Annotated in this window: 17 protein-coding genes and 6 pseudogenes; 9 read left to right on the forward strand and 14 right to left on the reverse strand. The window is 38.2% G+C overall.

The genetic code is table 11. The annotated features are described in order from the left end of the window. Positions 1-196 precede the first annotated feature (196 nt). A protein-coding gene (locus FTT71_RS07155; RefSeq protein WP_119285041.1) for an IS3 family transposase occupies positions 197-1,362 on the forward strand; the annotation gives its coding sequence in 2 pieces (ribosomal slippage) (positions 197-455 and positions 455-1,362; 1,167 coding nt in all). 234 nt (positions 1,363-1,596) lie between these two features. Next, the gene (locus tag FTT71_RS07160) at positions 1,597-2,055 is read left to right on the forward strand and encodes a DUF523 domain-containing protein (protein WP_077170035.1); all 459 of its coding nucleotides are present in this window, start codon (positions 1,597-1,599) and stop codon (positions 2,053-2,055) included. 126 nt (positions 2,056-2,181) lie between these two features. Here FTT71_RS07160 and FTT71_RS07165 read toward each other — a convergent pair whose 3' ends face one another. Beyond that, entirely contained in the window at positions 2,182-2,970 is a 789-nt protein-coding gene (locus FTT71_RS07165; protein WP_038350081.1) for an aminoglycoside adenylyltransferase domain-containing protein, read from the reverse strand. 277 nt (positions 2,971-3,247) lie between these two features. On the opposite strand from FTT71_RS07165, the gene FTT71_RS07170 reads away from it, so the two are divergent. After that, positions 3,248-4,392 (forward strand): IS3-like element ISAba14 family transposase gene (locus FTT71_RS07170; protein ID WP_099046175.1). Its coding sequence is split into 2 segments (ribosomal slippage): positions 3,248-3,512 and positions 3,512-4,392, totalling 1,146 coding nucleotides; the frame shifts between segments, so codons are not numbered across the junction. A 172-nt stretch (positions 4,393-4,564) separates the two neighbouring features. Here the strand turns inward: FTT71_RS07170 and FTT71_RS07175 are convergent. Next, on the reverse strand, positions 4,565-4,786 hold the full coding sequence (locus FTT71_RS07175; protein WP_004658364.1) for a helix-turn-helix transcriptional regulator: 222 nt from the start codon (positions 4,784-4,786) through the stop codon (positions 4,565-4,567). 194 nt (positions 4,787-4,980) lie between these two features. Here FTT71_RS07175 and FTT71_RS07180 point away from each other — a divergent pair, with 194 nt between their 5' ends. Next, entirely contained in the window at positions 4,981-5,232 is a 252-nt protein-coding gene (locus FTT71_RS07180) for a hypothetical protein (RefSeq protein WP_004658363.1), read from the forward strand. 252 nt (positions 5,233-5,484) lie between these two features. Here FTT71_RS07180 and FTT71_RS07185 read toward each other — a convergent pair. Beyond that, positions 5,485-5,628: pseudogene (locus tag FTT71_RS07185) on the reverse strand (antitoxin HicB); the annotation flags it as partial. On the opposite strand from FTT71_RS07185, the pseudogene FTT71_RS07190 reads away from it, so the two are divergent. Further along, positions 5,628-5,852 (forward strand): annotated as a pseudogene (locus FTT71_RS07190) (efflux RND transporter permease subunit); the annotation flags it as partial. The pseudogenes FTT71_RS07185 and FTT71_RS07190 sit on opposite strands and share 1 nt — an antisense overlap. 84 nt (positions 5,853-5,936) lie before the next feature. On the opposite strand, the gene FTT71_RS07195 reads toward FTT71_RS07190, so the two are convergent. Together FTT71_RS07195 and FTT71_RS07200 are read right to left on the reverse strand one after the other, a co-directional pair. Beyond that, on the reverse strand, positions 5,937-6,824 hold the full coding sequence (locus FTT71_RS07195) for a cation diffusion facilitator family transporter (protein WP_127800877.1): 888 nt from the start codon (positions 6,822-6,824) through the stop codon (positions 5,937-5,939). Next, positions 6,811-7,542 (reverse strand): transglutaminase family protein, encoded by a 732-nt coding sequence (locus FTT71_RS07200; RefSeq protein WP_005245162.1) that lies wholly within the window; start codon positions 7,540-7,542, stop codon positions 6,811-6,813. The genes FTT71_RS07195 and FTT71_RS07200 overlap by 14 nt, the downstream gene beginning before the upstream one ends. A 79-nt stretch (positions 7,543-7,621) precedes the next feature. On the opposite strand from FTT71_RS07200, the gene FTT71_RS07205 reads away from it, so the two are divergent. Then, entirely contained in the window at positions 7,622-8,035 is a 414-nt protein-coding gene (locus FTT71_RS07205) for a Cd(II)/Pb(II)-responsive transcriptional regulator (RefSeq protein WP_179989169.1), read from the forward strand. A 41-nt stretch (positions 8,036-8,076) separates the two neighbouring features. On the opposite strand, the gene FTT71_RS07210 is transcribed toward FTT71_RS07205, so the two are convergent. After that, positions 8,077-9,276 (reverse strand): integrase arm-type DNA-binding domain-containing protein, encoded by a 1,200-nt coding sequence (locus tag FTT71_RS07210; RefSeq protein WP_005245164.1) that lies wholly within the window; start codon positions 9,274-9,276, stop codon positions 8,077-8,079. Between the two features lie 185 nt (positions 9,277-9,461). Further along, positions 9,462-9,563, reverse strand: a pseudogene (locus FTT71_RS13380) (recombinase); the annotation flags it as partial. 490 nt (positions 9,564-10,053) lie between these two features. On the opposite strand from FTT71_RS13380, the pseudogene FTT71_RS07215 reads away from it, so the two are divergent. Next, positions 10,054-10,530, forward strand: a pseudogene (locus FTT71_RS07215) (transposase); the annotation flags it as partial. 33 nt (positions 10,531-10,563) lie between these two features. Next, positions 10,564-10,827: pseudogene (locus tag FTT71_RS07220) on the forward strand (integrase core domain-containing protein); the annotation flags it as partial. Between the two features lie 120 nt (positions 10,828-10,947). On the opposite strand, the gene FTT71_RS07225 reads toward FTT71_RS07220, so the two are convergent. From FTT71_RS07225 to FTT71_RS07250, 6 genes are all read right to left on the reverse strand, one after another. Next, complete coding sequence (locus FTT71_RS07225; protein WP_179989170.1) at positions 10,948-11,466, reverse strand: hypothetical protein; 519 nt, start codon at positions 11,464-11,466, stop codon at positions 10,948-10,950. Further along, a complete protein-coding gene (locus FTT71_RS07230; protein WP_179991388.1) occupies positions 11,456-12,844 on the reverse strand; it encodes a hypothetical protein in 1,389 nt (462 codons plus the stop codon). The genes FTT71_RS07225 and FTT71_RS07230 overlap by 11 nt, the downstream gene beginning before the upstream one ends. A gap of 98 nt (positions 12,845-12,942) precedes the next feature. Continuing rightward, a protein-coding gene (locus tag FTT71_RS07235; protein ID WP_179991387.1) for an IS3 family transposase occupies positions 12,943-14,018 on the reverse strand; the annotation gives its coding sequence in 2 pieces (ribosomal slippage) (positions 12,943-13,766 and positions 13,766-14,018; 1,077 coding nt in all). A 236-nt stretch (positions 14,019-14,254) separates the two neighbouring features. Continuing rightward, the gene (locus FTT71_RS07240; protein WP_154320123.1) at positions 14,255-14,875 is read right to left on the reverse strand and encodes a hypothetical protein; all 621 of its coding nucleotides are present in this window, start codon (positions 14,873-14,875) and stop codon (positions 14,255-14,257) included. Between the two features lie 18 nt (positions 14,876-14,893). Further along, positions 14,894-21,937: a hemagglutinin repeat-containing protein gene (locus FTT71_RS07245; RefSeq protein WP_179989050.1), complete on the reverse strand. Its 7,044-nt coding sequence runs from the start codon at positions 21,935-21,937 to the stop codon at positions 14,894-14,896. 86 nt (positions 21,938-22,023) lie between these two features. After that, complete coding sequence (locus tag FTT71_RS07250) at positions 22,024-23,781, reverse strand: ShlB/FhaC/HecB family hemolysin secretion/activation protein (protein WP_154320126.1); 1,758 nt, start codon at positions 23,779-23,781, stop codon at positions 22,024-22,026. Between the two features lie 305 nt (positions 23,782-24,086). Between FTT71_RS07250 and FTT71_RS07255 the strand changes: the two genes are divergently transcribed. Further along, positions 24,087-24,425 (forward strand): transposase, encoded by a 339-nt coding sequence (locus FTT71_RS07255; RefSeq protein WP_154320127.1) that lies wholly within the window; start codon positions 24,087-24,089, stop codon positions 24,423-24,425. Here the strand turns inward: FTT71_RS07255 and FTT71_RS07260 are convergent. Then, positions 24,410-24,712, reverse strand: a pseudogene (locus FTT71_RS07260) (transposase); the annotation flags it as partial. The gene FTT71_RS07255 and the pseudogene FTT71_RS07260 sit on opposite strands and share 16 nt — an antisense overlap. Between the last annotated feature and the right edge of the window lie 92 nt (positions 24,713-24,804).

A 24,804-nucleotide genomic window follows, 5' to 3' on the forward strand; every position in this document is an offset into this window, starting at 1 on the left:
GCATGTTCCGCGTCCTTGCAATACTGTGTTTACATACAGTCTATCGCTTAGCGGAAAGTTCTTTTACCCTCAGCCGAAATGCCTGCCGTTGCTAGACATTGCCAGCCAGTGCCCGTCACTCCCACTCTATTGATGTGTGCTTAAAAAACAGGAGGGTTTAACTTGGTAAACTATACATACTCATTAGGAGTTTACCATGAGCAAGAAACAGAAGACTTACACCGCAGAATTTAAAGCTGAAGCCATAAAAGCCATTGAAGAGAACCAAGGTAATGTATCGGAATCCGCTAGACAACTTGGCATTTCAATGCAAACCCTTTCGAACTGGAATAACAAAGCAAAGGCTGGAACTTTAGCAGGCACAAAACAGTATTCGCCCGATCTAAACGCCTTACTCGAAGAAAATAAGAAGCTTAAACAACAGCTCAAAACAGCTGAAATGGAACGTGAATTTTTAAAAAAGGCAGCAGCGTACTTTGCCAAAGAAAGTCAGTGAGGTACGCCTATATGAAATCGCAAAGCCACTTATTTCCGATTATTTTAATGGCTCGATTACTTCGTGTATCCGTTTCTCGCTTTTATGATTGGCTAAAGCGAGGCATGAGTAAAAGATCAATTCAGCGAAATCAGCAGACAATTTTGGTCAAAATAGCCCATGAAGAAACCAAACAAAGCTATGGCTATGTTCGATTAACCAAGCATTTACAAGCGCAAGGTATCAAAATAAGTACGTATGCTGTGCGCCAAATAAAAAAATCAAATCAGTTGTATTGTAAGCGCCATAAGCGTTTCAAAAGAACCACGAACAGTGATCACAACCGTTCTATTTATGACAATTTACTCAAGCAACAGTTTTCAATGACGAAGCCTAATCTTGCGTGGTCGAGTGACATTACCTACATTTGGACGGCTGAGGGCTGGTTGTACTTGGCAGCTGTCAAAGATCTTTACACGAAACAGGTTGTTGGCTATAGCTTAAATGAGCGCATGACAGCCAAGCTTGTTTGTGATGCATTGAATATGGCTATTCGCAATCAGAAACCTGCTAAAGATCTCATTGTACATTCAGATAGAGGCAGCCAATATTGCAGTAATGAATATCGAAACTTACTTGAGAAATTTGATTTTCAGGGTTCAATGAGCAAAAAAGGCGACTGCTTTGATAATGCACCGATAGAGAGTTTCTGGGGCATACTCAAAAATGAACTAGTCCATCATCGCAACTACAAAACAAGGGAAGAAGCCAAAGCGGATATTACAAAATATATAGAGTTATTTTATAATCAGCGAAGAATTCAAAAAGGCTTGGATTTTAAGACACCAAATCAAATGGCAGAAGACTTTTATCGGTTAGCTGCCTAGAATCTCCCAAGTGAAAGTCTCCTGCTAATTCAGCACACATCACTGTTGATAAATTTTCTAAACAAAAAGGATCAAACTAATCTATAAGCTTTGTGGGTTAGAAAAAAAATAACTCACTTTGCATTGATCATATTTAAATTCTTGTTTTATCCATAGCACTAACCTATTAATTTTAAAAAATAATAGGTACTGGCTAAATAGCAAATCGATACATATCTTTTTCATAGAGGAAATATGATTTTAGTAAGTTCTTGTCTGGCTGGCTTAAAGGTACGTTATAACGGGACGCATAGCTTAAACGAAAAAATCGAAAAATTAGTCAAAGATGGAAAAGCTACTATGGTATGTCCAGAGATTCTTGGCGGTTTATCAACACCACGCGAACCTGCCGAGATTTCGGGAGGTAATGGCGATGATGTCTTAGATGGAAAAGCCTGTGTAATTGAAAAATCAGGAAAGGATGTGACTTCAATCTATATTGAAGGGGCATATAGAACTTTAAAAAAAGTTCAATTATTAAAAGCTACTCTGGTAGTGCTTAAAGAAAATAGCCCTTCATGTGGTAGTTCAATGATTTACGATGGTCAATTTAATGGGAATAAGATCTATGGCAATGGAGTTACCTCCGCTTTGCTTAAACGTCATAATATAAAAGTCATTTCAGAAGAAACTTTTTGGCAACTTTTACCCTAGTTCCTCCGCTTTTATTTAAAATCTTCATGCAACTCCAACCACGCCCCCCTTTGCAATATCAAGTCTCTTCGGTATTTAGAGATATAGTGAGGTAATAATCTAAGAAGCATATCCATTACTTCCACATCAGTTAAAAAGTAGTGGTTCAATTTTATGCTGTAATTCTTTAACAATTTTAGCAAGCTGATCATGTAAAACTAACCAACATTGCTCATGACCTTGCCCAATATATTCATCTATTATGAGTTGCAAAATGTCTTGATCTATCTGACTTAAGAATTCTAAAAACCATGTCGCAGCAACATCCTTGGCAACTATTGTTTTATGATCTAATGTATAAGCTATACGGCATAGCGCTAAAATTTGATTACATTCATCCTGATCGTCTTTCCAATGAGCAATAATTTGTGGATAAGTTTTTTGCATGGCAAATATTAATTGTTCATAGCTAATTGGATTTAACCAATCGCAAATATCAGGTCCAAAGATAGTAATGTTATGTAATTGGGCAGTTTTAAGTAAAATACTAATATCTGGATCAGATTGACTATAAAGTAATTCACCTTTGAGTAATTCTTCTCTCAACCACTCGCCATATTGTAGCTGATATGTATATGGATGATTTTTATTGGTAATACTCCCTTTTTCTAATATCGTAATTTCTAAGGCACGCGCTGTAGCATGACCAATCGGAACAGATATATTTAGAAAATTCTGCGCTAATTGTTTTCTTTCCTGATCGGTAATTTCACGTTCAATAATAACTAAAATATCAAGATCACTTTTATGTTTTAAACCACCATCAACATACGAACCATATAAATAAATAGCATAAAGCTTATCTTTAAAATTTTTTTGTAAAAGCTGTTTTACACTTTCAACTTGGCGACACTCTTCATCATTTAAGCTTTGCATATGATTTTTAATTTAAAAAAATAAGTAATGAATTCATAGAGCATTATACAGAATAAGTGTAAATAATTTAATCAATTAGTAAATAACATACTATTTTTACAATATATTTACTTTCAATATAGAGTTTAATACATAAAACTCTATCAATCAAAAAAAGCTTGAAACAACATCTGAATAGTAAGAGTCATTTCCTCCTCACTTAGAGATGGATCCGGAAATTTGAACAACTCCTATAAGTGATACTCTGCTCCTCAAATGATGTTATAAACATCAATATATGGAGTATTTTATGGCACGTAGACCAAGAAGAAATCATTCAAACGACTTTAAGGCTAAGGTAGCACTTGCTGCGATCAAAGCAGAAAAAACACTTGCTGAATTGAGTTCTGAGTTTGATGTTCATCAAAACCAAATTATTGACTGGAAAAATCAATTGATCTCAGCTTCCTCACAAGCTTTCGATCAATCAAAAGCTCCATCAGAACCTCCCATTGATCTTAAAAAGTTACATGCAAAAATCGGTGAGCAGGCATTAGAAATTGATTTTTTAGAAGGTGTGTTGAAGAAACTGGGCCGCTTCAACCACAAAAGTTAATCGATCACTCACTTCAGATTTCAGTATCTAAACAAGCTAAGTTACTGAAAGTCTCTCGTGGTTGTTATTATTATCGCCCAAAACCTGTTAGCTCATCAGATCTGAAGCTGATGCGATGTATTGATGAATTACATATGCAATATCCTTTTGCAGGCAGTCGTATGATGCGTGATTTGTTGAATCGTCAAGGGCATCATATAGGACGACGTCATACACGTACTTTAATGAAGAAAATGGGTATTCAGGCGTTATATTGCAAACCAAATTTAAGCCAGGCTAATCAAGCTCACCGTAAATATCCATATCTGCTCAAAGGATTGGCTATTCAGCGCAGTAATCAAGTGTGGTCTACTGATATAACGTATATCCCTATGGCAAAAGGCTTTGTTTATTTATGTGCTGTGATTGATTGGCATAGCCGCAAGGTACTTGCGCATAGGGTATCGATTAGTATGGAGGTGGATTTTTGTATTTCGGCTTTAAATGAAGCGATTGAAAAATATGGATCACCTGAAATATTGAATACAGACCAAGGCAGTCAGTTCACCAGTGATGCATTTATTGATGTATTGAAATCAAATGGCATTCAAATCAGTATGGATGGTAAAGGTCGATGGGTAGATAATGTGATGGTTGAACGATTATGGCGGAGCGTTAAATATGAAGAGGTGTATCTCAAAGCTTATAGCAGTGTCACAGATGCGAAAAAGCAATTGAGTGCATATTTTGAGTTTTATAATCTGAAACGACCTCATTCGAGTCTAGACAAAATGACACCAAATGAGTTTTACTATGATCAGCTACCCCAACAAAACAAGGTGGCTTAACTAGAGCGGAATATCACTTATAAATACGCTTTTAGTTGTTCAAACAAGTGGAACCACCTCTGTTTGTAATGATATTTTATAAAATTCAATATTAGATCTGCAGAGAAAAACTTATCAAACTAAGTATTGGCTAGTCTTTTTCTTCGAAAAACTTATCAAACGAAGTATTAAGTTAATCTTTTTCTTCAACTTCTTCCTTAAACTCAAACAAATCATTCATCGTACAGTTAAAGTACTTACACAACTTATCGGCGACTGGTAATTCAATACGTACAGCACGGTCATAATACATACTTGTGAGCGTGTTGCGATTGATACCTGTTGCATGCACCACTTCACTTAATTTTAAAATTTTTCTATCGCCCATGAGGCTAGATAACTTACAAGTAATCATATTTAAATTAATTTACAAAAAATAACTTGCTGTGGGTTATTTGAAGTTGTTGACTGAGTAATACTTTGCTAAAATTAACCTACAGCAGGTTATTACAACTTATAGAAAGTATATTTTATCCATTTCAACTAAATTATAACTTTTTAAATATAAGGATTGAACCTGCATTAGATTATTTTGTGGAGATGACCGCCGTGTTACCAAATGAGTTATTGATCAGCCAGCAAGCTCGTGACTTAGGAAATCAATTAATTAAAGAAATGAACATCAATAGAAGTTATGGAATGGCTAATTTTCTTGGAGTAAATACTTGCTATGATAATCATCAGGCTGTACTTATTTGGACATTTCAACTGCTTGAAAGGGAACCTGCCTTAAATGAATTAGCAGAAATTAAAAAATATTTTCTTTTAATCTTTCCAGATAGTGTTTATCAATTAGCCTAAGTTGTTTTTAAAATTAATTTATTAAATAAAAAGCACTAAATCAAAGAAAGCTTTATTTAAAAATACCTATTAATTCAAAAACATACCATTTACTGAATATATGAAGCATAGGTTCCTGCTCTATCACTCACTCGTACTAAAATTACATCGCTCTTTTTACTGATACTAAACAATTTATGTCCACGCCACGTTCTGCGGCTTCGAGGGCTAGTTTTTGTTGAACCACTGAGAACAAGGACAACAAACTGCCTACTATATTTTCCCGGAGAGTGGTGTAGGAACTTTTTCATTATTGCTAATCATATCAGCGACAACATCAGCAACGAGCTCCTCTATTCCTGAGAATGCTTTAGACTGATCCGCATCAAGCCAAGACAATGATGGAAACTCAGCACATCATTCGTTTAAGACCTATTTTAATGACGGCACTGGTCGCAAGTTTAGGTTTTATTCCAATGGCGTTAAACACTGGAATTGGTGCAGAAGTACAACGACCACTAGCAACAGTTGTTATCGGCGGTATTGTATCTTCTACAATTTTAACTTTGTTTGTATTGCCTATTTTATATCAATGGGCGCATGGCTCTGAGAGTAGCAAACAGCAATCCGACGAAATTTAAAATCAAAAAAAGCAGCTTAATTACTAGGTTATGCCTAATTAAGCTGCTTTTAATATTGTATGCCCAACATTTTATTGATAAAGCTTACTGCGCTTCATCCCGACAATTTTCATTTAAAAACTCAAACTCTATCGTTGTATGCGATAAATGATAGGAAGATAATTTAGCTGCAACTTCTTGTTTAAGCCTAATTAATTCTTTAACGTCAAAGTTGTCACTCAGCTCAAGGTGCGCTGTTAAAACGTGACTTTCACCATCTAGTGACCAAAAGTGCATGTGGTGGATACCATTAACTTCAGGAAATTCCATTAGTGATAGTTTAATACGCTTTTGAGTCTCTTTATCGGGTGCAGCTTGAAGAAATAAAACGAGTGTTGATTTCAGGTTTTTGAAAACATTAAACAAGATGAACAGCGTGAACCCTATTGATAAAAGGGGATCTAATATCGGCAGTTCAGCGAACAACAGTACGATAGAGACTATAAGAACGGCAACCCATCCAAGTACATCTTCAAGAAGGTGCCATGTCAGCACTTTCTCATTTAATGTTTCACCCGCTTTTAATTTTAATACAGCATATCCGTTAACGGCAACGCCGAGTATCGCTAGCCCTAACATCCCCTCGACTACAGGCATTTCAGGATTGGACAGCTTTGGAATTGCTTCAAATAAAATCCAAATTGAGCCAATGATTAAAACAATACTGTTTATCAATGCGCCAAAGAGAGTAAGTCTACGATAACCATAACTAAACTTATCTGATGCTTCTTTATCTGAAAAACGACTTAAAATCCACGCAAAACCTATTGAAAGACTATCACCAAGATCGTGAACTGCATCTGCCATTATCGCCGTACTGTTAGTGAGCCAACCACCTATAAATTCGATAATAGTGAATGTCACATTAAGGAAAAATGCCCAACCAATACGGTCATCTTTACCATGTTGATGACTATGATTATGGTTGTGCATTTTGTACCTCTAGTACTTTTCTATTTCTTAGTTTTGATACATTCATATTAATCAAGTGACGTATCAAGCGTTGATATATCCAGCGTTTGAACCCCGACAAGTTAGTCCCTTTTTCGAGATAGAACTCATCAGGGGAATCATAAAGCCCAAAGTCATCATGAATACCTTCTTTTTGAATATAGGTATTTTCTCCACGCCAATCTGTATCTGGTGATGAAAAGCACTTTGTTGCAACACCATAACCACAAAAATCATCTTTTACTTGGTCAAATTTCTCCTGTAGAGAGCTTAAGTATTGCTCATCCAATATAAAGCCCTCTAAGTTTATCCAACGCCCTTCAAAGTAAACTTCTACCCAACTATGAATGATGTATTTAGGTGCTAACCAAAATACATAGCTTGGGATAGCACCTTTTTGTAGTTGCTGGTCTATGGTAAACCCATGAAATCGGCATTGAATGCCTAGTCCACGCAATAGTGCCATTAACAGATTACCCTTAGTATTACATTGTCCATAACCATCTGCTAGCACATCGCTTGCTGCAATATCATCGCTTTCATTATAACCAAAGAAAATCTCATCTTTTACAAACTGATAAGCGGCACCAATTTTGTTGAAGTTATCCAAGTTTTTCCACCTACGTTGATCGATCAAGGATTGGATATCTTTGTGTTCAAAATTAACGATATTCGTATTGTTTAAATATTTCTCAGTCATTTTTTATATATCCTTTTCGTTGCATACTTATACTATAGACTCTATAGTAACTATAGAGTCAAATGTCTGGGGGAAATTGATGAAAATAGGCGAATTGTCAAAAAAATCGGGCTGTTCAATACAAACGATTAGATATTATGAAAGAGAAGGATTTCTGTTAAATCCAAATCGTTCAGAAGGTAATTTCAGGCTGTATGATAGCAAAGCACTTAAACAATTGGAATTCGTAAAGCATTGTCGCAGCCTAGATATATCACTCAATGATATTAAACGTCTTATCGAATTAAAAAATAAGCCAGAAGAAAGCTGCTCTAGCGTTAATGCATTAATTGATCAGCAACTTGCACTAGTGAATAAACGCATGAAAGAATTAAGGGCGCTTAAAGCTGAATTACAACAAATGGCTAGTGCTTGTGGTTCGAACAACCCAACATACTCATTATATTCTGCTGACCATGTAACACGGCAAGTATATTGTTTACTATCCATTTGAAACCCCATAATGTTTTAAGTCTATGTATAAAAGTACGATTTTCACTTAGCAGTACTTAAATAATCACCCCACCACTGCATCATTTCAGTCCGCTGGGCTAAATAGTCAGCGTGATTATAGCTGGCACGGGTACGGTTCTTATCAATATGTGAAAGTTGTGCCTCAATCCAGTTATCCTGGAACAAACCTGAGTCATTCAAAATGGTACTAAAAGTGGAACGTAGTCCATGAGAGGATAATTGATGTTTTCCATAGCCCATCTTACGTATAGCCATATTTAATGTATTAAAATGAATCGGTTGATTATGTTTCCGTGGGCTAGCAAAAATGTACTTTTCACCGTATGACCATTGCATGACGTCTTTTAAAATATCTAAAGCCTGATCTGAAAGTGGAACTAAGAAGTCGGGAATCTCATGGCCTAATATGACTTTTCGTCGAAACTGTTTAATATGCAAGGCAGGTATTTTCCAGACTTTTTCATTTAAATCAAAATGATGAGGCTCAGCCAATAACAATTCAGCCCCTCGCACGCCAGTATGTAATTTGAACAGCAGTGCTTTTTTAATAATCGGATGGGCATCCAATTTTTGTAATTTATACTTAAAATCAGATATATCCTCCGCTTTCAAATACGGATAATTTTTCTTGATTTTACTGTTAATGGCGATTTTATTTAAACCATGCGCGATGTTGAATTCACAATAACCCATCGCTACAGCGTAGTCATAAATTTGGTTCAAATAACTACAAGCTTTCTTGACAGGTTCTTTTACTTGGCGTCCCTCTATTTTTTTGATTACTGAAACCAGGTCATAACGCTTGATGTTTTGAAAAGGTAGATCCTGAAGGTCTGGATAAATATCTTGCTGTAAGCATCTTTCTGCTAACTGTAGTACACCACAGCGGGGTAGATCGTTGAAGGCATTTTTCAGTTTGAACTGTAACCACTCCTCCCCGACCTTACCAAAGGTGATGACATTAGAGGCAGTATCTTGTTCAAAACAGAAATCATTGTCTTTAAAGTCATCTCTGACTTGTCGTGCCTTTTTCAGCGATAAATCAGGATAACGACCTAACTGAATGCGTCGACGTTTTTTAGTTTGTGGATCTGTATAGCGATAGCACCAAGATTTTCTTCCACTCGGCTCAATCTTCAGGCTAAGCCCATCTTCATCGGATAAAAAACTGGTTTTTTCCTTACAATGAGCTTGGCGAACTTTAATTTCAGTAAGACTCATGGAATTTAAATGAAACCTAACAATGGGTTGATTGGATCAATTATATCAAAATAGAACGCTTTATGTATGATGCGTACACTACGCATCATATAGATTTGTAAAGTATTGTTTTATAAATTTATTATTCAATATACTTTAATTTTAGTAACCAGTAGGAGTACCACTTCTTTTTTAGTTCTCAAATATCACGTTTTTTTTGACGCAATGATTCTATCTCGGACTTCGTCAGCTGTTTTACGAGAGATGAGGATATACTTTACCTCCCACTCTGTGAGCCTTTCAACGTCTCACGGCTCTATTTAATGTTATTGAATAATCAATGGATACCAGTAAAGCCTTTTAGGTCTGCTATTGTTTCTAATACAATAGTCTCCACGATCAAGGATTGGACTCAATGCATATTCCAGCATAAACCTACCACCTATTCCTATTCGCACCCTACCACTCATTCCTATTCCAAATCGGCCACTTAGGGTTTATTCAGTAATAGAATTTAAAGGCTTTATTGCCCAAACCTATATTCTTAAAAGCTTATTCAGCAATATAATTCTTAGATAAATTGCATATTCTTATCGTAAAGGACACTGATTCTTCTTTCATTTGGACAGTTACTATGAATTCACTTCCGTCCTAATAATCTGCCCCAAAAGCTTTTTGGCTTCCGATTCGGATCGGCTTTGTTGCACAAATACCTAAGAATATGATTTTATTAAATTTATTCTTAGGTTGAAATTTTCACAAACCTTTAAAAATCAGTGCCTTGCAAAATGTTTATGCAACAAAGCCTATTTAAATCGGCAACTTGAACATATTGATAAGTTAATAAATAATCACATAGATCAAGATCCAACATTGAAACAGGATTTGAAATTACTGCAAACTATTCCTTCAATCGGTGAACGATCAGGCTTATTACTGTTGGGGTTATTTCATTCGCACAAGTTTGAAAAAGCAAGTCAAGCTGCTGCATATGTAGGTTTGGTTCCAGTACATCAGTTGTCTGGCAGTTCAGTCAACAAGCAAAGTCACTTATCAAAAGCAGGTGACAGTAAAATACGCTCAGTATTGTATATGTCGGCATTAACAGCGATTAAATATAATCCACACATTGAAGCTTTATATCAACGATTATTAAGCCAGGGTAAAAATAAAATGTGTGCTTTAGGTGCTGCAATGCGCAAGCTTATACATCTGTGTTATGGCGTTTTAAAACATCAGACTGCCTATCGAAGAGATTATTTAGTGGTCGAATAATCTCAAAACCTGATTGACTACCAAGACGGTATCTCAGGTCCCGAATTTATCAGTCACGAATTTGTGCGCTGGGCTACTGAGCACGGTATTCGTATTGAATATATTCAACCGGGTAAGCCACAGCAGAATGCGTATATTGAACACTATAATCGGACCATACGTTATAGTTGGCTGAGCAAGCATTTATTTGATACTTTGGATGAAGTACAAGATTATGCAACAAACTGGTTGTGGCATTACAACCATGAAAGACCACATCAAGCTAACAAAGGAAAGCCACCTCTAATGGCTGCTTAACCTCTACTTTTAACTTCGGTTATTTATTGAAGGATTACCTTAAAAACTATTAATGTAGCTCCATTTTAAATAAAGAACCGCTTTTTTATTCAAAATAGGGTAGGAACGACTTTAACTAAATCAGTAAGGAATACTTAATGAAATATATCTAATCTCACCTATATTGTTATATGAAATATATATTGTAAATGGAATATCTTCAATTTTCCATTTTTGGCTTCTAACCACGCCATCATCATTCTTAATAAATAATGGCACTCCTAACATATTTTCAATTTCAGCTTTATTCATTGAAAATTTTAAATTAAATGGCAGTTCTTGTTTATATTGAGAAAAGCCTTCCACACCATCATTATAAAAAAATATAGTCGTTAAGTATATTTTTTCACCAGTTATGGGTTTGTCCTCCTGATTTAAATAAAAAGACTCATCAGTAAATATAAAACCCAATCCCTCATCATATTTACTAATATAAAAATTATACTCATCCAATAAATCACCATCTTCATCATAAATTGGTAATTTAATTTCCTCTTGACTTTTCACAAATTGATTTTTAACAAAAAAATCAACTAATTTTTCATCAATATTTGACTTACCCAACAGTGATATTAAATGATCAATAAACTTATTTGTCATTCTTTCTCGCCTCCTCATCCATAATATTTTTCAAAAATTTATCATAATCAGCATTATTTTTACAGCTCAATGTAGTACATGCTTCTTGCAACTTTGTAACGTACTCAGGCGTTAATTTTTTTGCATTATCTATCATTGCCTCAGAATCCCTAATTTGTGCTGCTTGTAAATCATTTGCATCATTTTCAATGAGTCCTTTATTATTTTTTCCTGCATAGGTTGGACCTGCGGCATGCACCTCATTTGGTACAGTTACACTCATTCCTTCATTAATAATACGATTTTTCTCTGCTTGAGTTAAGGGCGCTTCCTTTAAGTCTTCAGCTCTCTTTAATAATGCAGCTTTAGACGGCTGATGATCTCTAGCCACGGTTCCATCTCCAGTGACTTTCTTTTGATTTCCATAATTATCAACCCATCCCACATCAAGAGATTGCTTTTGATTTATTTCAATATCAGCATCTTTCCCCTTAGTGACACCTTTACCTACTCCAGCACCTACAACTCCAGCCACAGCATTAATTAAATATTCTGCACCTTGTTTATTTTTTTCAATTTCATTTGCAAATTTCAATTCATCTAATTTATTTTCAGATGTTGAGGCTTCAATTTCTTTAACTTTCTCTGAATTAGTCCAATTATTAATCGTATTTGAATTGGTAACATGAGCGGCGGCAGTTAATGATGTCGCCAGCGCATCAAATCCTTGAGCTATTTCAGCTCCTACCGCACTATCTAAAGCTAAAGATTTTCCTGTCTCAATTGCTAAACGGACTGGGCCTGAAATCATTAGTCCTACCGCAAGTTGAACAGTACCTAAATCAACTCCAGTATCTTCACTAATCTGCTTTATATTATTTCCTAAATCAGCAATATTGCTTAATATCGTCATACCAACTGTGGTTTGGGTCGTAACTTTTGTCTCAATGTCAGTTCCTTTCGCATAAATTACTTCTTGTTCATTTACGCCTATTTTAGGTTGTTTAAAAATCGTTTCTAAATCAACACCAGATTGAGCTAATGTATCTAGTTGACTCTGAATTTCACTAAACTCTTTTGCTGCATAGAAAAAATCTAATTTAGAAAATAAAGCTTCAACTTCTTTTGGCTCTATCCCTCGTTTGAGCAATTCACTTGCAACTTTGTCACCAACTACACCCGTTTCTTTATATTCACTTGGTAAATTGTAAAGCCTTGCCTGAATATTATTTAGTGTTTGTAAAGCCTTATCTTTATACTCACCCGCTGGTAAGGCTTGTGCTAAATTTTCTGCACTTTGACGGAAATTCTCTGGCAAATCCTTCTGTTCTTGAATAATCTCCTGTCGTCCAGCTTCTGTCAGTAATCGATGATCAATCGTTACTGAACCATCCAGCATACCTGTGGTCTGATCACGAGTAATTTCTTGGGTATTGTTGATATCACGGTTGGTGGTATGGTAATCCTCCCATAAATAACCGAAGTTAAAAGCAGAGGTTAAGCAGCCATTAGAGGTGGCTTTCCTTTGTTAGCTTGATGTGGTCTTTCATGGTTGTAATGCCACAACCAGTTTGTTGCATAATCTTGTACTTCATCCAAAGTATCAAATAAATGCTTGCTCAGCCAACTATAACGTATGGTCCGATTATAGCGTTCAATATACGCATTCTGCTGTGGCTTACCCGGTTGAATATATTCAATACGAATACCATGCTCAGTAGCCCAGCGCACAAATTCGTGACTGATAAATTCGGGACCATTATCGCATCGGATCACTAACGGTTTTTCTCTCCACTCCAGCAATTGATTCAACGTACGAATAACCCTGATTGTGGGCAATGAGAACCCTGCTTCAATGGCTAGGCCTTCGCGGCGGTAATCATCAATCACATTCAATAATCGAAACTTGCGACCATCGGAAAGCTGATCATGCATAAAATCTAATGACCAAACCTGATTTTCTCGGATTGGTTCTTTCAATGGTTCAGGCGCATGCCGTTTTAGTCTTCTTCTCGGTTTAATACGCAGATTCAGTGCCAACTCACAGTAAATGCGGTAAACCCGCTTGTGATTCCAGCAGCAACTCTCAACATGCCGTAAATACGAGAAGCACAAACCAAAGCCCCAATCGGAATTTTCCTCAGTGAGTTCAATGAGCTGTTCAGCAATGAGTGCATTGTCATCGCTGAGTTTGGCTTGATAGCGGTAGCAGGTTTCACTAATGCCAAATGCTTTACAAGCCAAACGAATACTAATGGCATGCTGGGCAACTGCCTGTTGTGCCATCTTACGCTGGCAAGATGGCTTTACCACTTTTTTGCCATCGCTTCCTGGATGATTTCGGCCTTTAATCGCTCTTCCGCATACATCTTTTTAAGTCTGGTATTTTCGGCTTCTAGCTCTTTCAGTCGAGCCATTAATGATGTATCCATACCACCATATTTGGCACGCCATTTATAAAAGGTAGCATTACTCATGCCGTGTACACGGCAAAGGGTCGCTACAGGTGTGCCAGATTCTGCCTGTTTCAAGATGGACATGATCTGACTATCAGTAAATTTAGATGTTTTCATGCAGAATCTCCTGCTCGTATCTTAAGAGAAAATTCTACTTTTAGATCCTATTATTTTTAGGGGGGATTACCGTATCTTTCACATTCGTCACAGTACCTTGACCTAAGGTTGCCTTGGTCAGTTGTTCTGTTTCTTGCCCGCTGCTATTGATACCAATGGTCGTTGAACCTTTTGGAGCTGTAGAAGCTTCTTTAGTTCCCTTTTGTGGAATACCAATACTGGTCGATACATTAATTTCAAAAATTAAAATCCTTTAACGTCTTTCCTTTTTCATCCAATAATTTATATACAAAATCAGGTTCAATTTTTAAAAATAACTCAATAACATCATGAATTTTCCAACCATGTATTTCTGGATGATCAATGATTGAAATTAAATGTTCTTTTAAAAATGGAATATATTCTTTGAAGTCCTCATCGATTATTAAACCAAATAAAGAATCTATTCCAAAAGGTTGAGTATTAGCAAGCTCTATTATTTTGACAATATATGGAAACAATTTTTTTCTTGTTAAGGTACCTAGACCATGGTCAGATTTATCAGCCCAATAACGAATAAATGCTCTAAGAACATGTTGCAATGTATCATCATAACCATTTAGCCTATGATCAATAAAACCATTTAATTTATTGTTTTCAAATAATGCAGTTAAAGCATTAAAACCATAATCATCTCCCCAAAATGTCAACAATTTAGCAGCTTGGAATACAATATAGTCATCCGAATTTGTTAATAATTCTCTTAACTGTTCTATACGGCTAACTGAAATATCTTCAGCATCTAAGTCCTCTGCTATATCTGTATAATTGACACTATCAGGAATCTCATTTAATAAGTCTATAATCTTCTGTTCCAACTCTATACTCCTTACAAACTATTTCTTTATGTATTCTGATGGAACACAACCTTTGATTAAGCATTCCCCATCTCTAATAGCATGATTCAAATCTTTATTTGCATCTCTTAATTTATCTCGATTTTTTTTACTAGGATTACGATCATATTTCGCCTGAGCTGCATCGACTTTAGATTGTAATTCCTTTCTAACTTCGGTATGTGTCACAATCTGACTACCAGAAATCTTACCTGCATCAATATCTTCCTGCAATCGCTTCGTATCAATCTTAATTTGCTCACCACCATAATTTTTAGAATCAATAGCTATTGCTGGATCACTTGTTGAAATGTATGGTGTATTCTCAGAATTACCACCTCTAATATGAGATTGAACAGATCCTGTTCCTTCAGGGTTTGCAGCAACCAAATCACCTTTGTCATTTATGTAAGCTTTTGGTTTACCTTTATAATTTTCTGTAGCAGAAAAATCATGATCATTACGAGTAACATAATCAGGAACAGTAGGTTTTACTGATATTTCATCACTATTTTTAGCTTTTCCTTTCCCTGAAATTAGTGTCTCAGCAGCTATACCAACAATAAAAGTAGCACCTAGCTTTGCATTTTGCAGTGATTCCGCATAATTAAGACTTCGTTGAAAATCATCATCGCTTAGTCCAAGCTGTTTCAACTCACTAATTTTTTCAGACCGACTCCAATCATCATATAGACCATCTGAAAGTCCGTAGAGTGATTTTACTAAATGATCTGATACCGCATTTGTAGCATAATCAATATATTCTCCACTAAATTGATTAACTATATATCCTGCTGTTGCTTTTACAGGCCCTCCTAACAACACGCTAGCAGCAAGTTGTATTTTTTCAATGTCAACACCACTATCTACAGAAATTTTTTCTATATTTTTACTAATTTCTGCTGCCGCATGTAAAAATTTAAAACCTAGTAAATCCGTTTCTTTTACAGCAAGAGAACTATCTGTATTTTCAGCTAATATACTAATTAAGGAGTTTGAGTTGACTATTGGTTGCTCTTTAGAGAGCTCAGAATTAAGAATCTGTTCAATGCCACTACCATTCTGACTCAAAATATCTAATTGTTCTTGGACAGCAGATAATTTTTGAATTGCATACCAATAATTATCTGTATCTATAATCTTTTCGACCTCTTTAATTTCAAGACCATTTTTCAATAGCTCCCCTGCAACTTGCTGCCCATATTCCTCTAAACCCTCAAAATCTGCTGGTAAACTATAAAGTTTTGCTTGTATATTATTTAAACTTTGTAAAGCCTTCTCTTTATATTCTCCCTCAGGCATTTGCTTCACAATATTTTCAGCACTTTGACGGAAATTTTCAGGTAATTCCTTCTGCTCTTGAATAATCTCCGCCCGTCCACTCTTACTCAGTAAACGCTGATCAACCGTCACAGAACCATCCAGCATGCCCGTCACTTGGTCACGAGTAATTTCTTGCGTATTATTAATGTCCCGATTGGTGCTGTCTGAGGCATTTGCAACAGTCCCTTGACCCATCGTTGCCTTAGTCAATTGTTCTGTTTCTTGTCCACTGCTGTTAAGGCCAATGGTGGTTGAACCGTTTGGATATTTGGATTTTTCTCCATCTTTGTTGTTCGTGGTTTTGCCTATCGTCGTTGATACATTAAAACCACTGCTACTGTTGTAGTTATGATCTTCTATGTCTTTCAGCGCAAGTTCGCCTGAATAGTTCAGCTTACCGTGATCCGTTAATGTGCCGTCTTCATTCTTCGTCGCATTGGCAATCACACCACCAATACTGGTAATATTTTTAACACCCATCGCATCTAGATCAGCATCGTTCTGCGCATTGCCAATCAGCAGCTTACTAGTGTCATTTACCCATGCACTGTCAATGCTGCCCTTACTTTGGTTATAGCCAGCGCTGATATTGCTGGCTTTACCGTTAGAACCAAAACCTAAGCCAATATTTCCGCCTTTGCTGCTATTACTGCTAGTCTCTGTATCCTGCAAGCTTTCTACATGGATCTGATTTACTTGTAGATTACCTCGGTCAGCGATAGAAACCTCACCGCCCTGAATATTCAGTTTGTCTATTGCACCTTCAGTACGATTCAGCACAACTTCACTATTTACGTGGGTGAGGCTTTCGTTTTGTGATTGGCTGGTTTGCTTGCCTATTGAAGCACTGCCGCCACCGCCATAGGTATAGCTCACACTTTGGCTATTGGTTTTACTATTGCTGTCCTGTTTACTATGCTCGACGCCTGCAGTCACATTGAGGTCTTTGCTGCCATCAAAGGTCGTGGTGCCTGTTGCATTCACTCGGCTGCCTTGGATATTGATGTCTTGGCCTTCTGATTTAAGCTGAAGGTTATTTAAATCTAAGTTGCTACCTTGCCATTGGCTTTGTTCTGTATTCGTGGTCGTCGTAGTTTCAATCCTTTCACCATTGGCACCAATAGTAAAGCCATAGGTTGCACTGCTTGCAGCCGCAGATGCGGCTGCTGCCCCTACAGCAATCTGTGCACTTGCCACATTGGCCGTTGCCATTGCGACATTGGCTTTGCTGTCATCTAAGGCTCCTTTGGTAATTCGACCCGCTGCATAGTCACGTTGTGCTTGGCTATAATCATCTTTAGCTTTAGATAAGGCTTTAGTTGCATCTGCAACAGCTTCTACCGCTAAGATTGCATCTAAATAGGCATTGCGAATGCCGACTTCTGTACTGATGGTTTCAGTATGAGTCTTTTCTTCTGTGGTGGTTTTATTTTCATAACCGCCTATGTTAAGATTTCCTCGACCATGATCAATGATCGTATCACCTGTCGCTGTGATATTTTGGCCGAGGATATCTACACCTTCTGCACCTTGAATTGTTAAATTTTCAGTATTGATATTGCCTGACTTATGCGTTGTGGCTGTAGTTTTAACGGTATTCTCTGCGTCTTCAAGTACAAAGCCGCCCACTCGAATGCTGTCTTTATTCAGCTTAACCCCAAGACCTTGTACCGTTTCTTTGCTGTTTGACGTAACAGTTTTGTGTTGTTCTTCTGCTGCATCGAGCGTGACTTTTTTGCCCGCTAAGACCGTGTTCTGTGCATCAATGTTGCTACTGGTCAGTGTCGTTTGACCTGCTGAACCCACATAGACATTATTGGCACCAAGATCGGTCCCTGTTTGTGTTCTTTGCTCAGTCCGTGTGCTCGATGATTCTCCGATCGTGATCTTCGGTGCTTTTAATCCCGGAGCTAAAGCCTCAATACCCGCTAAGCCAACAGCAGTCACTTTCATTAAGTCTTTGGCAATGCCACGATAACCTTTTTGGGTTTCATCCCATTGCTGATCATTGGTTTCTAATGTCGTCAGACTGACATTTTCGGGCAGGGCATTACCATCTTTGGATTTTAAACTGCCATCCGCTTGGCGTTCGAATTGTTTATTGCCAATATAAATATTGTCTTGAGCTTGTATATCATTGGCTTGCAGCTCGATATTTTTACCGGCATTGATATCAACATTTTTGCCAGCTTTGAGCTGTGTTTGTGCAACATCTTCGTCGATATATCCTGATTGACGGTTTTTAAATTGAATTGTATTTTTCTTGGCTGTTTCCGTGCTCTTTATATCAGTATCAATATCTGACAAAAGTTTTACATTGCCTTGGTTTGCCGTAATTTGAATGCTGTCTTTCGCACCAGCTTGCAGGTGCGTGGCTTGAATATCTCCTGTTTGGCTATTGATCAGGATATTGCCACCCGATTGGATGTCGGTTGCAATCGATTGACTGGTCGAAGATTGGATTTTTTTATCTGTTGTAGAGAAGCCACCTTTTTCTTGGGCTGCAAGCTGAGAACTGCGTTCATCTCGTCCATTTTCGATCAAGACATTTTGTCCAGCATCAATCACTACATTGCCCGACGTACTGTTCAAGGTGCTGGCTTTAATCTGAGTATTGGCACCACTTTGCAGGGAAATATTTCCTTTCGCCTGAATCTGCGTCCCTACATCTCGACTCGAAGCATTCAGAATCTGATCCTTGTCACCTGCTGAGCTTAAATCACTGCGACTGACATTCACCGTAGAAAGATTCAGGTCTTGTCCCGCTTGGATCGCAATGCTACCTTGGCTTTGTAGATCTGATGCAGTCAGATTGATATTATTCTTGGCATTGGCAACCAGCTGACCATCCGCATCTTGTACATACAGCCCAGCAACACGGCCAATGTTTTCAGCGCTAAATTCACTTAAACCGTGCTTATTTTCAGTTTTAATCGTCGTGGTGATGTTGTTAATGTCTCGGCCCGCATCAAGGGCAAGGATTTGATTGGCGGTCATTGTCCCACCAATATTATTGATATCGGTGTGTGCTGTCGCAAAGACATCTCGACCTTGTATTAAGCCACCCACGTTATTAATGTTATTGGCTTCAAGACTCACCAATTGGCGTCCAGCAATACTGCCTTGGTTGTTTAAATCCCCACTCAGTTTTAAATTGACCGTCTCGCCTGCAATCAAGGCACCTTTGTTGTTTAAGTCCCCCGACTGTACCGCAACATACACTTTCGGTACCAAGACTTGGATTTTTTCGCCATCAACGGTAATGGTTTCTGTCACCAGCCACACCATATCACTGGTCAATCGAGCAATCTGTGCTTCTGAGAGCTTCACTCCAACACTTAAATTAAGATCTTTGGCAGCACTTACCCCAGAATCCATCAAGGCTTTGAATTGATCCTCGAAGTTCGTATAACCATCTAAATAAACTTGACCCGTCAGTTGTGCAATTTGGTCATTGACCAGTTTTTGCTCGTAATAACCATCCCCTAAACGTTTTTGCATATTTTGTGGGTTGGTCGCGAACATTTGCAGCATGTAATCACTGCCTAACCAATTTTTATAATTGGTAAAGGCATCGCTGCTTTCAATCAAAGGGCGGTTATTATTTTCTTTATTAACGCTGTATAAGGATTGCAGCGGTAAGCTGAGTTCTGAGGTATCACCATTTAATGTGCCTTGGTGAGCACCATCATATTTCACCACATCAAGTTTTATTGGCGTTACGATATCAGCTGGATTATAGGGTTTAACACTGTTCCACTTACTTCGTTTACTTGTACCTAATGTATTCCAACCTACATAGTGATACTGTGATGTCCCCGTTTTAATCACACGATGCTCACCCTCAGCATCAATATTATTCACTTCATTTTGTTCAATATTAATGCCTTTCGTCGCTAGAATTTGGCTCTTGTCATTGGTCAGGCTTTGGCCTTTTAGCGTCAGTGTGCCACCTGAAATAATCTCCGCTGGTGCACTGGAATCCACATAGTGTTGGGTTTCGTACTGGTTGTAGATATATCGGGTATAGTCTTCATATTTTTGACCATCCAGATAAATGCTGTCATAACTGCCACGACCTGTAATATGCGATGAATCAAGAATTTCAGCGCTTCCAGCACCTTGATAAGCGGTCACATCTTTGCGGGTTTCTGGTATTTCTTTGACACTTGAACTGAAATGCAAATTTCGGTTGGTCAAAATATCCACGCCTAAGTACATATCACCCACGGATTGAATACGTGCACTGGCATTGTCTAATAATGCGGCAGAGCCTTCTGCCATATGGTTTGCATTGAGTTGTCCACCAACAGTCAGCGCACCTTCGCTGGCAATTAAGGCTTGTTCTCGGTTTTCAATTTTTCCGCCTGCAATATCTAAGCGTTGACGTGCCGCAATCGTGCCTGCTTTGACATCGCCATTGGTTTGCTGTTCTGCATTGAGAAGATGCGCGGCTTGCAGGGCAATATGGTCACCATAGATTTGACCTGTACCCACGTTTTGGATGCCTTGACTGGCATCAATACGAGTTAAACCTTGGCTATTAATGAGGCCGGTATTGTTGACGTTTTCAGCCTGAATGCGTTGATCGCCTAGACTTAATATCTTGCCATTATTGTTTAAATCTTTTGCTTGAAGATTTAAACTCGCTGGGGTGCTATCGACTTTATTTTCTGCAACTACTGCACCGCTATTTTGCAGCTCGCCATTGGCACTGATTTTAATATGCCCGGCTGAAGCAAACACTTGCCCTGCATTGTTAATCCCAACCCCTTGTTCGGTACTGATTAAACTGATTTTGCCCGCATACATTCCGCCTAAGTGACTGGTATCAATGGCAAACTGTGGCACAGTGCCTGCCAACCCCGAAGCCGCCTGTATCGCACCAGCCTGCGGATTAACTTCAATATCATTTTGTCCAGCAACCACCGTCAATTCTTTAGCCCAAATCCCCGCATTGATCTGTGCAGCACGGCTGAGTAACTGGGTATAGTCGGCTTTACTGGCATCCAAGCCCTGACCTGTGATGTTAATCACCCCGTCACGGACTTGATAACCTGTCACTTGTCCATTTTGAATATTCGGATTGGCGGTACTTAAAGTCACCCCACCTGCATTGATAAAACCGCCACCATCGACATTAATCCCAGCTTGGTTGGCAATGATCACATCTGCTTTACGTCCACCGACCTCTACATAGCCATTTAAGTGACTTGGATTGCTGCCGTTCACCTGATTAACAATGACTTTGGCTTCACCGCCTGCAAGCCACGGATTGGCTTGGATATAACCCCCAAGCTGCGTTTGAGTATTTTGGCGGCTGTTATTTAAAATGACACCGTTCTGATTCACATCAAATTGCTGGTAGTGATTCACCGATACCCCAGCTTTGCTTGGGGTTTGAATATTCACCTGCGTTGTGCCATTGGCACTGTTCAATATCGTTGGACGCTGATTGCCTGCCGCATTCGAGTCTGCAACAACATTGCTGTGCGATACACCAATAGATGCATTGATCAGGGCAGTGCCTGTAATCAGCATCAATGAAAATGAAAGAACTTTTAAAGCTAAACTTTTTTCAGAAGCAACGACTGGTGTTTCAAGATCAACCGCTTTATTATTCTGTGTTGAGGCTTGTCCTGCAGCTGCGACATTTTCTGCAACAGCAATCATTTCACCACGGGTTTGACTAAAAATCGTTTTATAGCAGTTCTTATTCATTTTTCAATTACCAATGTGTCTTTATTTGGGAGATTTTTTCGCTTTAATACTACGAGCTCATTTTTTAGTTTGTACTTTTCTTTAGATCAGAATGAATAACTGGCACTAAAACCATAATTCAAATCATAATTTTGGAAATATTCAGGCTTCTTGATTGGTTTACCGATAAATATATCGTAGTAAAAAGTGCCACCCACCTTAAATTGACCACGTAGCCCCATCGCACCACCCACAAGGGTTTTACCTAAAAGCCATTGGGCAGATTGACCATCAACATGCCCAGCATCCAAGGCCATATAGAATTGATGTGCGGGAAAAATAGACATGGCTAAATCATTGCGCCAGTAGAAGCCACGGTCTGCTGCTAGGGTTAGGTCACCATCAAAACCGCGTACTGTATACCTTCCACCAATGGAAAGCCGGTCTTGGATGGTCAGCGGGGTGTCATTGTATTGCGCTCTAAAGGCACTTGAGTAGCTATATTGCTGGTTCTCAAATTGGAACGGAACATTCAGATTGGCATCTAGCGTCCAGATCTTCATCCGTGATGTACCTTCGTTCAGCGCTTCCTCAACTGCTGGTAATGAATCGAATGCACCTGTGCCTCGCTTATACCCTAGACTCAAATCCAGCACTGCAAATTGAATATATTCACGATGATCAAGGTTTAACTGCCAACCCGCAACATCTCTGCGCTGTATGGTCAGTTCGGCATCATCAATATAGCTTTTAGATTCTCGATGCCAGCCTTTCAAGGTCGCTGAGGTTTTACGCTTGGCATCCCGATAAAGCAATCGGGTCAAGCCTAAGTCTTGAGTCTGACTTTCTCCATTATAGTTATAGACATTATTGGTGCCTGCAACAGCTTGGTCATAATTGTATCGACTCGCATTGGCGCTGATCAGCCAGTTTTTATAAGGGACTGAATAATGAAGGGCATAGTTATGGGTTCCGCTCTTCACAGTGGTTCCATTTTGATCCGTAATCTCTTGCTGATCTGCTAAGTTACGGCCCATGGTGACGTAAAATAAGTCACTTCTAAATAAAGGGTTATCGACTGAAACGGTGATGTTACCTTGGTATTTACCGGTTTGACGACTACCGGCATCATCAGCACTTAAGGTCACGCGAATTGGAATTTTTCGCTGTTTCCATTTGACGATAACATCACTTTGATTGGGCGCATCTGCAGGAATAATTTGAATATCAGCTTCCGCTGTAGGCAGTCTTTTTAAGTTTTCTAAGCCTTGCTCTAAGTCACGTAAATTGAGAATATCGCCACTCTTCATTGGAAAGATATTTTTGGCATATTGAATTCGGCCTGCTCGGGTATTTTCCTCATCACTTAAATCGAGTTTGATTTCTCGAACTAATCCCGGAATGACGGTGAGTTTTAATACGCCTGTACTTAAGTTTTGAGGTGCAGCCAATATTCGTGTCGTAGTAAAGCCTCGGCCAATGATGATGTTCTGCGTTTGCGTCATCAACAGATTAATTCGCTGCTCACCCATGCATAAACCTGGAGTAAAACTTAAATCTTTTAACGCTTGTTGCACATATTGATCAAAATGCTTACTCATTTCGCCATCAAGTTCAACTGTCTTGATTTCAAAACAATTCTGATCTTCAAGGTCGGTAAGTTGTACAGCTTCTTTTTTTTGGATGACATCTAAATTAACATCACGTTCTGGTTGTATAATTTTTTCTAGTTCTGCTTGGCGCTGCTGGTTTCGAATCAAACCATCTATCGCTGGATCAAATGTTTCTGCAAATGCAAAAGGAGTAACAACAAAACCACCCAAAGTAAGCAAAATACTTTTTAATACTATATTTTTTTTGAACATAAATTTATTGCATGTTAAATTTTGCGCAGAAATTAACAAATAATGACCAAATATTCAATGGTATTTTATTTTTCAATTTCTCCCATTAGATTGTACCCCTCAATAGACACTTAACTTTCATTCTGCAGGACACCTTCACTTGCCACATGTGTCGTTGATAGCCAATCTGACCATTGTTCTTGATATAACTGTACCATATGAGCACTTGGCTGTTTTTTCGTAAGCGTCCGCTGAACACACCTTATGAATTCATCCTATAAGCCTTAATTTAGTCCCCACTTAAAAACAAGTGGGGACTTAAATTTATGACGACAAATAATCAGACATCCATCGCATCTCTAGCGAAAAAACGAAGAACATACAGTGCTGAATTTAAACAGCAGATCGTTCAGGCTTGTAAAGCACCTGACGTTTCAATTGCTTCGGTCGCTTTGCAACATGGATTGAATGCAAATCTTGTATCCAAATGGATTCGCTTATTTGATGGTAAACCAAAGAATGATCGCTCACCACCACCGAATAAACCTGCATTTATTGCCTTATCCTGCTCTGCACCATTAGATCCTATTTCTACTAATATGTTAACGGTTCAAATTGCTTTACCTCACTCAAAAGCAGAAATTGGCTTTGTGATACGGGTCTGATTTTTCTTGATAAGCTGTGGCTCAAATTTACCCTCACGATCTCTAGGGGTATCTAGTTCAAACTCACCATCATCAGTCAGTAGACGCTTCGTTGTGTAACCATTGCGAGCATTTTTACCTGTTCGTGGACTATTCTTTTCGTAACCTAAATGGTCGGTGAGTTCCGCATTAAGGGCAGTTTCAACAGTCAATTTCTTTAAAGCCCGACTAAAATTATTGAGATCGAGTTCGGTTTTTAGGTTCTTGGCTAACTCTTTAGCGAGTGCCAACATTGCTTCATCTTTCATGGTAACACCTTTTGTTTGACCCCAACAACGTTGGGGGAGTTTAAGCGTTTACATAGTTTTATTTACAGTCTCAACAAATCCGAAAACAAGGC

The sequence above is a fragment of the Acinetobacter sp. YH01004 genome (genome assembly GCF_013420455.1).
Taxonomy (GTDB): domain Bacteria; phylum Pseudomonadota; class Gammaproteobacteria; order Pseudomonadales; family Moraxellaceae; genus Acinetobacter; species Acinetobacter towneri.